Origin of the sequence: Shewanella sp. 10N.286.52.A9, assembly GCF_041468985.1 — a bacterium.
Taxonomy (GTDB): Bacteria; Pseudomonadota; Gammaproteobacteria; order Enterobacterales; family Shewanellaceae; genus Shewanella; species Shewanella japonica.
The window spans coordinates 969-13166 of sequence record NZ_JBFRJQ010000040.1 but is presented as its reverse complement, the minus strand read 5'-3'; the positions used below and the strand labels follow the sequence as shown (position 1 = coordinate 13166).

The 12198-nt window shown below is 40.0% G+C and carries 10 protein-coding genes; 7 read left to right on the top strand and 3 right to left on the bottom strand.

Features of this window, described 5'->3' with window-relative positions:
• Nucleotides 1-12 precede the first annotated feature (12 nt).
• Nucleotides 13-660, bottom strand: a complete 648-nt coding sequence (locus AB4128_RS20315) for a 4Fe-4S dicluster domain-containing protein (RefSeq protein ID WP_372038765.1) — start codon at nucleotides 658-660, stop codon at nucleotides 13-15.
• A 392-nt stretch (nucleotides 661-1052) separates the two neighbouring features.
• Here AB4128_RS20315 and AB4128_RS20310 point away from each other — a divergent pair, with 392 nt between their 5' ends.
• The 3 genes from AB4128_RS20310 to AB4128_RS20300 all read left to right on the top strand — a co-directional run bounded on the left by AB4128_RS20310 (nucleotide 1053) and on the right by AB4128_RS20300 (nucleotide 5858).
• Complete coding sequence (locus AB4128_RS20310; RefSeq protein WP_372038763.1) at nucleotides 1053-3452, top strand: OmcA/MtrC family decaheme c-type cytochrome; 2400 nt, start codon at nucleotides 1053-1055, stop codon at nucleotides 3450-3452.
• A gap of 375 nt (nucleotides 3453-3827) precedes the next feature.
• Nucleotides 3828-5357 carry an NADP-dependent phosphogluconate dehydrogenase gene (gene gndA, locus AB4128_RS20305; RefSeq protein WP_372038762.1) on the top strand — a complete coding sequence of 510 codons (1530 nt, stop codon included), beginning with the start codon at nucleotides 3828-3830 and terminating at the stop codon, nucleotides 5355-5357.
• 198 nt (nucleotides 5358-5555) lie between these two features.
• Nucleotides 5556-5858: a hypothetical protein gene (locus AB4128_RS20300; protein WP_055026085.1), complete on the top strand. Its 303-nt coding sequence runs from the start codon at nucleotides 5556-5558 to the stop codon at nucleotides 5856-5858.
• A gap of 77 nt (nucleotides 5859-5935) precedes the next feature.
• Here the strand turns inward: AB4128_RS20300 and AB4128_RS20295 are convergent, their stop codons facing one another.
• Nucleotides 5936-6715 carry an IclR family transcriptional regulator gene (locus AB4128_RS20295; RefSeq protein ID WP_055026092.1) on the bottom strand — a complete coding sequence of 260 codons (780 nt, stop codon included), beginning with the start codon at nucleotides 6713-6715 and terminating at the stop codon, nucleotides 5936-5938.
• A 290-nt stretch (nucleotides 6716-7005) separates the two neighbouring features.
• Between AB4128_RS20295 and AB4128_RS20290 the strand changes: the two genes are divergently transcribed.
• Nucleotides 7006-7782 carry a phytanoyl-CoA dioxygenase family protein gene (locus tag AB4128_RS20290; protein WP_372038760.1) on the top strand — a complete coding sequence of 259 codons (777 nt, stop codon included), beginning with the start codon at nucleotides 7006-7008 and terminating at the stop codon, nucleotides 7780-7782.
• Between the two features lie 107 nt (nucleotides 7783-7889).
• On the opposite strand, the gene AB4128_RS20285 is transcribed toward AB4128_RS20290, so the two are convergent.
• Nucleotides 7890-8771, bottom strand: coding sequence for a 1,4-dihydroxy-2-naphthoate polyprenyltransferase (locus tag AB4128_RS20285; protein WP_372038758.1), 882 nt, complete (start codon nucleotides 8769-8771; stop codon nucleotides 7890-7892).
• Between the two features lie 238 nt (nucleotides 8772-9009).
• Here AB4128_RS20285 and tesB point away from each other — a divergent pair, with 238 nt between their 5' ends.
• From tesB to AB4128_RS20270, 3 genes are all read left to right on the top strand, one after another.
• Nucleotides 9010-9873: an acyl-CoA thioesterase II gene (gene tesB, locus AB4128_RS20280; protein WP_372038756.1), complete on the top strand. Its 864-nt coding sequence runs from the start codon at nucleotides 9010-9012 to the stop codon at nucleotides 9871-9873.
• A gap of 4 nt (nucleotides 9874-9877) precedes the next feature.
• Nucleotides 9878-10273: a YbaY family lipoprotein gene (locus AB4128_RS20275; RefSeq protein WP_055026089.1), complete on the top strand. Its 396-nt coding sequence runs from the start codon at nucleotides 9878-9880 to the stop codon at nucleotides 10271-10273.
• Nucleotides 10274-10465: 192 nt separating this feature from the next.
• Nucleotides 10466-11722 carry an MFS transporter gene (locus tag AB4128_RS20270; protein WP_372038754.1) on the top strand — a complete coding sequence of 419 codons (1257 nt, stop codon included), beginning with the start codon at nucleotides 10466-10468 and terminating at the stop codon, nucleotides 11720-11722.
• Nucleotides 11723-12198 lie beyond the last annotated feature (476 nt).

Below are 12198 nucleotides of genomic sequence, written 5' to 3'. Positions count from 1 at the left end.
CCTTTTTAGTTTTTAAACTAATTCTAAATACTTTTCATGAAGTTCAACTTCGGCAACAGCGTCTTCCCAGGTATAAAACTTAATTGCACCAGTTGGGCAAACTTGGGCACAATTAGGGCTGCCTTCACAGAGATCGCATTTGAGAGATTTTCGAGTGGTTTTATCTATGGTGATAACTTGCTGCGGGCATTTGTCAGCGCAATAGCCACAACCGACACATAAGTTATCGTTGACCACTCTGGCTCCCGTTTCTTCGTTAACGGTAATCGCTTCTTGAGGGCAAACGGTCATGCAAACATCACATTGACGACAGGTTGATGGCACAATGGTGCTATCTCCTTGTTCACCACGCTGGTCTTGATAGTTTGGCTGCACGCCATGGGGGCCAAAATTGAGGTTTTTGGCAACTTTAATTCTTGAGGTACTTGGGCTAACAGCTGATTTTCCGTGGCTCCAGCTACAGGCTATTTCGCAGCGTCGGCAACCTACACATAAGATAGGGTTGACGACCATGAGTCCACCGGGTATGACTTCAACTATTGGGGTTTCTGCGTCATCACTGCTACCACACCCAGTTAAAAAACCGACTAATGTTCCACCATAAACGGTTCCGACAGCGACCTTAGCGCCATTAGCAAGTAGTGCTCTCCTTGTAATCATATTTGTTTCCTCTTAATTATAAATATTGCTTTTATGTTTATATTTATGATTCGAGTATTATTTAATTAATTTAAAAACAAGTTGATTATGATCACGTTTGTTTTCTTGTTTTTCTAATTAGTCTTAATATATATCTTAAGTCACATTTTTTTGCTGTGTATTCTATTTATTAAAAGTTGCTTTTCTATTTAATTATTAAAAATTATATTCGATTCCATTTTTTGGAATTGTTACTTTTGAACTGAGTATTTTACTTTGTGGAATGTACTGTTTTGTTAGTTGTTGTTTTAATATTTTGAGTGGATTCATGATTTTTATCACAATAAGATTTTTATAAATAAATAATTATTACTAAAAATTAAAAATGCCGTGAATTAATAAAAGGAATAATAATGATGAGCAAATTGTTAATTAGGAAATATAAGAAGTGGATAACACCGCTTGTTTTAGTTCCAATGGTTGCACTTACAGCATGTTCCGGTGATGACGGAAAAAATGGCGATGATGGAGAATCTGGTGACATTAACATTGCAATTTCATCGGCAAAATCATTACAAGCTGAAATTGAAAAGGTCACGATTGATGAGTCGTTGCAGGTCTCTTTTGAGTTTTATCTTAGTAATGCCAACGGTGTAGCTGTAAGTGGTTTAGCCGATGTGGCGTCCATTTCAACTTTAGGGGCAGGCATTGCTAAGCTAGGAGTTCAACAAAGGCGCGTGCGCCCATTGAATGAAGCTGATAGCGCTACTGTCGTGACAACTGCTGAAACTGATTTATCACCACAATGGACGAGTTATATCAATAACGTGGTTGAGCCTGGAGATGTAGCGGACAATGATTTAGAAGAGGGCTGGGACAAGCACAAAGGGACTCAATGGCAAGCAAGTATTGAGTCGGATTGTAAAGAAGCTTGTATTGAAGCTATTGGAAACGGTTTATATCGCTATACGTTTTCACAGCCTTTAGATAGCTATTCAAATATTGATGGAATTAATACTGAATACAATGTAGAAAATATTCATCGGGTGTATTTAGAGTTAATGCCTTTTTCCGATGCAGACATCAGTACGATGTTGGTGAACACCACATTTGACTTTGACCCGACCACTGGCGTAAACGCTCCAGCAGAAGATACTCGGGTGTTACTGACAGCGGAGCAGAGTTGTTATCGATGCCATACAAATGACTTCAGTGCTGACAATAGCTTATTAATGCATGGCAATAAACGCTTTGATTATGAAGGCTGTGTGATGTGTCATACCAGTTATTCTGGCGATCCTGAAACAGGCGTGAGCATTGGCATGGCCAGCTTAGTACATAGAATCCATAAAAGTGATTATTTGGTCATTGGTTATAAAGGATCTGTCCATGATTATAGCGATCTGACTTATCCTGGTGATATGCATCAATGTCAGCAATGTCATATTGAAGATGGTGCGCCTCAAGCTGACTTTTACCAATTCCCTGGTCAAGAAACCTGTTTAAGCTGTCATGAGAAATATGCACCTGACACCTGGAATGGGACTGCGGTAGGCTTATTTCACGATCGAGATGCGTTTCCTGATGCATGGGCGATGAGCTGCAGTGGTTGTCACCCAGATAGTAATAATTCATTAGGTTCGGCCATTTTCCACAATGCTACTGTGAGTGTGACAGATTCCTTGATTGAGCAATATCAGTTTGCGTTAACTGACAGTGTGGTAGATGAGGCGCAAGACACGTTAACAGCTACCCTAACTTTTAACCAATTAAGCACGAATCCAGATGCTGATCCCGCTATAGATAACCTTTGGCTGGTGGCATCAGGTAATCCGCAACAAGATGTGATGCCTGAAAACAATGGCCAGCGTAAAGTGTGGGACCTAGTATCAAGCTCAGAAGATATCACGTTAATTAGGGAGAGTTCAGTTGTTACTGTGACGATTAACAATGCTGGTGTTGCCGATCTTGGGCTGAATACGACGGGTACCTTATATGCGAAGGTTATGGTTTGCGGAGACAAACTAACGGGTTTAGCAGCTTCATGTGAGGCGCTAGAGACGGAATCAAGTATCGTGCTTGCTGAGGTCCCAGCTGATGCAGCGATACCATTAACCACGAATGTTGAGCTTTATACTGAATTAGTGAATAACCAAAAGTGTATTGCTTGCCATGATGAACAGTTCCATCAACGAGTGAATGAGGCTCACAGTAAAATATCTACACCAGCTAATGGGGCAACCTGCGGTGCTTGTCACTCGCCACAAGTTGCGACAACCTTAGCAGATGGTAGTTGTCAAAGCTGTCATACCAACGACATGGTTAAATACATGAATGCCACACGCAAACACACACCAGGTGATGCAAGTATTAAAGCATTTAGAACTATTAATAATAGTCTAGGTTATCGAGAGTTAGTGCATTCACTGCATGCAAATACTCGCACAACCAAAGGCTATACCGGTAGTGAACGTGAAGCAATGACGTATCCGGCTTCTGCGAACGATTGTCGTGCTTGTCATGATGAAGGTCAGCTCCAAATGGATACGCTTGCTGCGCAAGACTCTGTCATAGTGGCAGCTCGTGATGCGACCTCATCGGGTCAAGTTTCTGAGTATTCACCGACTGTTGCTGTGTGTGCCTCATGCCATAATACTGAAGCAAGCTGGGCAGCTCATGCAGAAAGCTTCGGCGGTGTATTCCAACAAGATGCAAGCTCTGGCGCAATATATCAGCCTGGTGATGAGTCTTGCCAAACCTGTCATGGCGAAGGGAAAAGCTTAGGTATTGATGTGATGCACGGACTGAACTAAATCGTTCATAAATGTGTTAAAGGTTGTATGAGTTAGCTTGCTTAGATTAGCTTATACAACCTTTTTTAGTTACTTTTAAGCTAAAGTGAGCTCATTAATCATGTTTTATTAAGGTCGCTGGCTTGGTTATTTAACCAAAAATCTTGTATTTTCAGACTGCTGGATTAAATGTTGTAACGATTATTTACAATCCGTCTTAATTTTTTCTAACTCACTGTGTTTATTAGCTAAAACTTGTTTATTAGTTTGCTTTCCTAATTATGCAATTGTGTGTGCACATTTTGCGACTGTAATTTAGTTACATAAATCAGTATAATCACCGTCCAAATGGATTCGCTACGCGCGATTAATCTCTGTGACCTTTGGAAAATAATAATGACTACCCAACCCTTTCGTTCAGACATCGGTGTTATCGGCCTCGGTGTAATGGGCAAGAATCTCGCGTTAAATATTGCTGATAATGGCTACCAGGTCGCGGCTTTCGACCTCGACAGCGACAAAGTGAATACCGCAATAAATCAAGAACAAGCAGAAAGAAAAGCAAACTTAGCTCCCCGAATGCTAGGCTGTAATAATCTTACTGAAATGCTTGATTCTTTAGCTAAACCTCGCGTCATTGTGTTATCTGTGCCTGCTGGTGGACCTGTTGATGGCGTGTGTAATGCGCTTATTGAAGCAGGTATCGAATCAGACGATATCATTGTTGATACAGGTAATAGTCTATGGACTGATACAGTGGAGCGTGAAGCTCGCTTTAAAGGTAAGTTTGTATTCTTTAGTTCTGCCGTTTCAGGTGGAGAAGTTGGCGCACGTTTTGGACCTTCTTTAATGCCTAGTGGTGATAAAGATGCTTGGCAATACGTAGCACCTGTATGGAAAGCAATGGCAGCAAAAGTTGATCCTGCAACTGGCTTGCCTATTGAGCGGTTTGAGCCGGGCAATCCAGTGATTGAAGGGGAGCCATGCACGACTTACATTGGTCCTGCGGGATCTGGCCATTACGTGAAAATGGTGCATAACGGTATTGAATATGCTGACATGCAACTCATTTGCGAAGCTTATCAATTATTGCATGATGGCTTAGGTTTATCTGCTCATGAAGTTGGTAGTATTTTCCATACTTGGAACCAAGGTAGTTTAAATAGCTATCTTATGGAAATAAGCGCAGAGGTATTACAACAAGATGATCCGTTAACCGGTCAACCTCTGGTTGAAATGATCTTAGATAAAGCGGGTCAAAAAGGCACTGGTCTATGGACTGCGGTAAGCAGCTTGCAAATTGGCTGCCCTGCGCCAACAATTGCTGAAGCGGTTTATGCACGTGCGGTGAGTACGCAAAAAACCTTGCGGGTTAATTTAAGCAGTAAGCTTTCTGGTCCTGCAAAAATACCATTGAACGATGCCGAAAAAGCGGAGTTTATCGCTAACCTGGAAGATGCTTTATATTGCGCCAAGGTATGTTGTTATGCCCAAGGTTTTCAATTAATGGCGATGGCGGCTAAAGAGCAAAATTGGGATTTAGATTTTGCTGAAATCGCCAAGATTTGGCGTGCGGGTTGTATCATTCGTGCCACTTTTTTACAGTCAATTACTAAAGCTTATCAAGATGATGCAGCGCTTCCAAACTTACTGATGGCTCAAACCTTCAGCGACAGTTTATCAGCTAAGCATATGAATTGGCGCAAGACCGTTGCGGCATCTGTCATGCAAGGGATCCCTGCACCCTGCATTAGTTCTGCAGTGGCTTATTATGATAGCTATCGCAGTGAAACCTTGCCCGCAAATTTACTCCAAGGTCAACGTGACTTTTTTGGAGCCCATACATTTGAACGTACTGATAAACCAGCAGGTGAAAAATATCATCTAGATTGGAGTGCTAAGCAACGCACATTATCAAAAATCTGATATCGACTTTGAATATCAGCTTTTAGCTGGCTATTGATTAAAAAGCACTTCTATTTAGAAGTGCTTTTTTGTGTATAGAATAATGATATTACCCAATCAAGCGGGTAAGCAAAACTTGTAACTGCGGCTTGACTGCTATAGGTTCAACTATAAGCAGTAAGGTTTGTAAGTAAAAATTCATAGTTATGAGGGAATATAATGCCGACAAAAGCTGATAAAAAGAAACGAATAGCCGAAGCGATAGAAAGCGTCACGTTTGAATATGAACAATACTCCAAAAATGCTGCCAAAAAACTCCCCCCCCTTGAAATTGACAATAATGATGCACTAGAAAAATTACTTGAAGTGGTACTGCTAAGGGAATCGTTAAGTCAAAGAACGGCAGCTAAAGCACCTGCATCAGTGAAGTTAAGAGCTTCTTTAGCCGACATGATCTTGCTTAATGATGATTTTGACCGAAAACAGATCTCGGCCAATGCAACGGCAGAAGTTGAATCTTAAAAGTCTACAGTGCTAAGTTTTTACGTATGCCAAAACGCCTTTTCCCATAAAGGAAAGGCGTATTAAGCGGATTGCGTTTAACTTATTAACTGGTGGGTAATTTGTTTCGCTGTTTGCTTCAGCGCATTTTGAAGCAGGTTTAGCTCTGTGTGGTTTAGCACATTGGGTAACACTGAAAAGGTGAGTGCGGCAATCACTTGTCCTTCTGGTTCTCCAATCAATGCGCAATATTCCGCGATACCTTCAATATGGCTTGTATGTGTAAACAAAAAACCTTGTTGCTTAACTTCTTCCAGTTGAGCAGATAAAGCCATTTTCTGTTTTTGATTCATTGTTAAATAAAGTGCATCTCGTTTTAGTATCATCAAGGCGACATCAGGGTTACTGTTTGCCAGTAATACCTTACCAGCAGTTGATGAAACGGTAGAGAACATTGCTCCTTCAGTTATGTTGATTGACACTGGGGAGTGACTTTTTGCTTGTACAATAACCATCGCCTGACTTTGGTAAAGCATGCTTAAGTGGCAAGCTTGACCTGTGGTAACCGCCAAATCCTCCATTAACGGCAGCGCTGCTTGCCTCACTTTATCAATCGGCGATATTCCTCTTGAGAGGTTATATATTTTCAAAGACAGCTGATATCGACCAGAAGACTCATCCCGATGAAGATATCCCCGAGCTTCAAGGTTAACCAATACCCGATAGATGTCATTTGGCTTACGCCCAATACCTTTGGCTATCTCTGATTGAAGTAAAGGGGTTTGTTGCTCAGCTAAAAATTCCAAAATATCAAAGCCCTTGTCCAATGCTGGCACAGAGTACTTTTGTTCTGCGATTGAGTTAACACTTGCTGGCATATCACCTTTCCCTTTTATTAATGGTGCCCAATTGTTCGGCTGGCCTTTTTCTTTGAGATGTAGGAAGGCTATTTTGTCAAAATTTGCATAGAAAACCGACAGGGCATTTATTTATAAACCCAATACTTATATAAATTTAATATTTATATGTAAATAAAAACTTGCGATCTTAATAAGTTTAATTGATTATTGTTAACAATGCTTGATTTATTTAGGCGTTTATTTTGCCATTATCGAGCAAGATGAATAAAGACGGAACTAACATTAGCAATTAAAAGGAAGTATGGAAGATGAGTAAACTTGAATTAACAGTTGAACAGATTAAAGATTTTAATCGTGATGGCTATGTCATTGTAAAGGGATACTATTCTCAACAAGAAATGGCGAAATTGCAGCAAGTCGCTTTTAATGATGAGGGTTTGTACCAACAAGCATGGAATAAGAAAGACAGTCAAGGTGCCTTAAGCAAGGTGTGCATTTGGCAGCAAACTGGTGATGACTTATACAGTATGTTTTCTAGAGGCCGACGACTTGTTGATTCAGTAGAAAAGATACTAAAAGAGGAAGCTTACCATACGAGTACCAAAATCATGATGAAAGAGCCATTGGTTGGAGGCGCTTGGGAATGGCATCAAGACTTCGGTTATTGGCATCAAGATAACCTTATGCTGTACCCAAAAGCAATTAGCTGCATGATTGCCATCAACCCTGCAACAGTTGAAAATGGCTGCTTACAGGTACTAAAAGGCTCACATCATATAGGAAGGTTAGATCACGCTAAAACTGGCGATCAAAAAGGCGCAGACATGACTTTTGTCGAAGAAGCAATGAAGTATCATCCTTTAGTCAATGTTGAGTTAGCAACGGGGGATGTTCTGTTTTTTCATTGCAACTTGCTGCATAAATCAAATCAAAATCGCTCAGATAAACCTAGATGGTCGATGATATGTGCTTACAATGCAATTACTAATCAAGCATTTAAACCAAATGAAGCTGTGTATTATCCGCTTTCTAGGCTGGATGATAGTGCTATTCTTGAATGGCATGAAGAGGGAAGAAAAGGGTAATTATTACAAGATTAAGTATAGGTTTAATAAGGTAAAAAGCTTCCTATGACATGCTTGTATTAATGTTAAAGCAAGTTCATAGGAAGACTTATTGGGCGAGCGGTCAGTTACATTGGCAAACTAAAGATTAACCCTATGCTGAACAATAGGCTGAAAATCATTGTTAACTTAGCTGTGCGCCCCAAGATTGGGTTTAAGGCTTCACCACTGGTATTACTGAACTCTCCGCTGAGTTGACGAGCGTAGATTAATGATAAACCTGCTAGCAGCACTGGAAGGCCTTCAAGGTTACCCATTAAAAAACCACCAATAATAAGACCAAAAGGTAAATAGACTAATGCTTGATATAAGACTCTAGCTTGAGCTTGTCCAATTTTAACAGCAAGGGTATTTTTACCTGCCTTGGTGTCTGTTTGAATATCACGGGTATTATTTACTAGCATAATCGCTGCGTTAAACATGCCAATAGCGCTTCCTAACAGCCAAGCACTGGTACTAGTGTCACCTGCTTGCAAGTAATAACTACCAACGACGGCAACAAGTCCAAAGAATACAAATGCTGCCACTTCACCTAAACCATGTGATGCTAAAGGGTAAGGTCCGCCGCTGTAACATACCGCACCAAGCAAGGATGCCACGGCTAATATCGCAATAGGCCAGCCACCATGAAAAATAAGTGCTGAACCAACCAATAATGCAAGCAATAAGCAGATAACCATGGCATTGCGTACACTGTTAGGTGATAACATTCCGCTTTGGGTCACTCTGACAGGCCCTACTCGTTCTTCTGTGTCGATGCCATTTTTAAAATCAAAATAATCATTGGCTAAATTGACGGCAATTTGCAATAAAATGGCACATAACATTGAAATGCAAGCAATGGTATAACTGAATTGCTCAAGGTGTAGGGCTAAAATATTACCAATTAATAATGGACCAATGGCAGCAGGTAAAGTGCGAGGTCTAATGGCTAAAATCCAAGATTGCATATTGTTAAGGCTTCAAGATATCGAGTTAAATTAGGATAGACTAATAGCATAGCAACTTTTTTTGATTAAGTACGAGGTTGTGATCGCGCAATTAAGTAAAATCTTGTTACTAATTGTGCTGAATTTTATCGTTTTTTTGTTTATTTGTACGTAAATTCGAGAATATATTTGCGCTAGGCGTGTGGTTCTAAGGTAATCTAAGTTTATTGAGTCAGATTGTGCAGACGTTAGGGAAATTATGAGTCAAGTTTTAAACGATTTATTATCACTGCTTTCATTAGAGCAAATCGAACTAGGGCTGTTCCGTGGGCAAAGTCAGGATTTAGGCTTCGGTCATGTCTTTGGCGGACAAGTGATGGGGCAAGCGTTAAGTGCTGCAAAGCAAACGGTAAGTGAAGATAGGCATGTGCATTCATTACACTCTTATTTTTTGCGGGCGGGTGATGAGAAACTTCCTATTGTCTACGATGTTGAAAACATGCGTGATGGGGGCAGTTTCAGTGCAAGACGAGTAAAAGCGATTCAAAAAGGCCGCCCTATTTTTTACATGACTTGCTCGTTTCAAGCTCCTGAAGAAGGTTTTGAACATCAAGCTGAAATGCCAGTCGTCGATGGTCCAGACGGGTTACTAAATCAGCAAGAATTAGCTTCTACAATGCGCGATAAAGTACCCGCTAAGATACTTGAAAAATTCATGGCTGACTCGCCGATCGAAATGCGCTTGGTTAATCCAATACATCCTATCGCTCCAGACTCTACTGAACCCAAACGGTATATTTGGATGCGAGCGAATGGCCATATTCCAAGTGATCACAGTGTTCATGAATATTTGCTTGCATATGCGTCAGATTTCAACTTTCTGGTGACTGCGGCTCAGCCTCATGGTGTGTCATTTTTAACGCCAGGGATTAAAATGGCGACGATAGATCATGCCATGTGGTTCCATAGGCCGTTTAATTTTTCAGATTGGTTGCTTTATAGTGTAGAAAGTACCAATGCCAGCGGTGGCCGCGGTTTTGTTAAAGGGCAGTTTTTTGATCAACAGGGTCGCTTGGTTGCATCTGCAACACAAGAAGGCTTATTAAGAATGACGAAAGGATAAAAATATGAAGTTCGGTGTAAAAGCAGCAATGTTTGCGTTGATGACATTTATGATGACTGCGTGTGTAACCGTTACCCCAGATGAGCCGGTTATTATTAATGGCTATGCGGGTTATCTTGAGAAAATTGTATTACCTCAAAACTGTAAAATTAACATTGCGATTATTGGTCTGAATACCCCAGGTTTAATTATCTCGCAAAAAACGTTCGATATTGCCAGAGCACCAGTACCATTTAAGTTTACGTTACCTGCGGACAGTATTGATGAAGATATTGAGTATGGGGTTGTTGCGATGATTCTGTATCAAGATAGACCTATTTTTCAAACCTATGAGAAATTTCCGGTTATCAATAATGATAAGTTCACCACTGAAGTTATTATGAAAAAGGTAGAGCGCTAAACTGATCACTTTGCACCTGCTTAAAAACAGCAGGGTTCAATAGTAAAAATATTGCTCGAACTTTAAGTTATGTCTTAATGATTATGCTGACAAATTAAGACATAACTCACATCTTTAACTTTCTCAAATTGCTTATGGTCTTCATCGAGCAATAATCAATGCTCAGTTAACTATTTAATCGAGGCTTATGTTGTGCCTGATTTACTTGCCAAAGAAGCCCCTGAAAACCAATCTGGTGGCGAACAAAGATTAATTTGGGCATTGTGTCTTGCATCTATCGTTGTTTATATCAATTTATATGCAGTACAAGGCATGCTGCCCTTAATTGCTGAGCATTTTAATGTCAGTGGTGCTAAAGCAACATTGATCTTGTCTGTTACCAGTTTTTCGCTGGCTTTTTCGTTACTTATTTATGCGGTAATTTCAGACCGAATAGGCCGTTTAGCACCTATTATGGTCAGTTTATGGATGTTAGTCGCTTCCAATCTATTACTTATTTTTGCTCAAGACTTTGATGCTTTATTATTAGTTAGGCTATTGCAGGGGGTATTACTCGCAGCAGTGCCTGCCATTGCAATGGCATATTTTAAAGAACAATTACCAGCAGGTTTTTTATTAAAAGCGGCTGGTATTTACATTATGGCAAATAGTTTAGGCGGTATTGGTGGCAGGTTAATGGGAGGGCTTTTGTCTCAGTACTTTACCTGGGAACAAGCCATGATGGTGAATTTTTCGGTTACTTTGATTGGGATTTCTATAGTCACATATTTGCTACCAAGAAGAGAAATAAAGTGCGCGGCAACCCAACACTCAACGAGCGTCATTAATAAAATAAAGCACGATATCGGTGGTTTTATTTATCATTTGACAGATCCCCAGATGCGGCTTGTATATGCCATCGGTGGACTTGCTTTTATGATGATGGTGAATCAGTTCAGCTTTATTCAATTACACTTGATGGCCGACCCATACAATTTTAGCCGTTTTGCGGCGACTTTAATTTTTCTTTGCTATTTAAGTGGAACATTAACGTCTTATTTATCTGCCAAGTGGGTGGTTAAATTTGGTGCTCAACGATTATTCAAAGGTGCATTGGTTGTGATGTTGCTTGGCACGTTATTGACCTTAATGGATAATCTACTTTGCATTACAATTGGTTTTTTACTGACTGCGAGTGGTTTTTTCTTAACTCATAGTTGTTGTAATTCGTTTGTGGCGATAAGAGCATCGACTCATAGAGCTAAGGCGACTTCCCTATACCTTTGCAGTTATTATCTAGGAGCGTCCCTTGGAGGCCCTTATTTGATGATATTTTGGCATCAATCAGAGTGGCAAGGTGTTGTTATTGGTTCGGTAGGGTTATTGTCTCTGTTATTAGTGGCTATTTTAAGGTTGACACATCATCAATCTAAGGCAGCTAAACAAGAGCTCAATACGCAAACACAGTAACGACATAGATAAGTTTTCTACCTTTGAATTAGAGGCCTAAAGGCCTCTTTTTTGTTGTTTGTTCTTGCGCTAAGCCTGCTCGACGTTCAAAACTGAGTTTTCTATTGAAACAAAATTAGTTTTCAGTTATTACATTCACTTTGTACCTCTTGTACAAATACAATACGTAATGTTTGATTTTAATTGTTCAGCACTCATTTTAGAGTGAACTTTAAAGAATAGCTAAAGCCTCAACTCACTAAGTATCCTAGATAGATTATGTAATTATTAAGAGTTCATCTTGATTTGATTGGCGTTGCTAACTAACACTTTAGGCGTTGACATTATAGTCGTTACGTATAGGTATTCATTTAGAGAGGTCTTTTTGAGTTAGCGATAAATTTCAGACATAAAAAAACCACAATTAAGTGGCTTTGATATTACTTAAAACTCAGTTTGATAACTCAGAGTTAAGAAAGTGGTATCCCCTAGGGGAT

What these genes read in the sequence shown, in the direction of transcription:
- AB4128_RS20315 (WP_372038765.1), bottom strand. Translation starts at nt 660, where the DNA reads ATGATTACAAGGAGAGCACTACTTGCTAATGGCGCTAAGGTCGCTGTC.
- AB4128_RS20310 (WP_372038763.1), top strand. Translation starts at nt 1,053, where the DNA reads ATGATGAGCAAATTGTTAATTAGGAAATATAAGAAGTGGATAACACCG.
- gndA (WP_372038762.1), top strand. Translation starts at nt 3,828, where the DNA reads ATGACTACCCAACCCTTTCGTTCAGACATCGGTGTTATCGGCCTCGGT.
- AB4128_RS20300 (WP_055026085.1), top strand. Translation starts at nt 5,556, where the DNA reads ATGCCGACAAAAGCTGATAAAAAGAAACGAATAGCCGAAGCGATAGAA.
- AB4128_RS20295 (WP_055026092.1), bottom strand. Translation starts at nt 6,715, where the DNA reads ATGCCAGCAAGTGTTAACTCAATCGCAGAACAAAAGTACTCTGTGCCA.
- AB4128_RS20290 (WP_372038760.1), top strand. Translation starts at nt 7,006, where the DNA reads ATGAGTAAACTTGAATTAACAGTTGAACAGATTAAAGATTTTAATCGT.
- AB4128_RS20285 (WP_372038758.1), bottom strand. Translation starts at nt 8,771, where the DNA reads ATGCAATCTTGGATTTTAGCCATTAGACCTCGCACTTTACCTGCTGCC.
- tesB (WP_372038756.1), top strand. Translation starts at nt 9,010, where the DNA reads ATGAGTCAAGTTTTAAACGATTTATTATCACTGCTTTCATTAGAGCAA.
- AB4128_RS20275 (WP_055026089.1), top strand. Translation starts at nt 9,878, where the DNA reads ATGAAGTTCGGTGTAAAAGCAGCAATGTTTGCGTTGATGACATTTATG.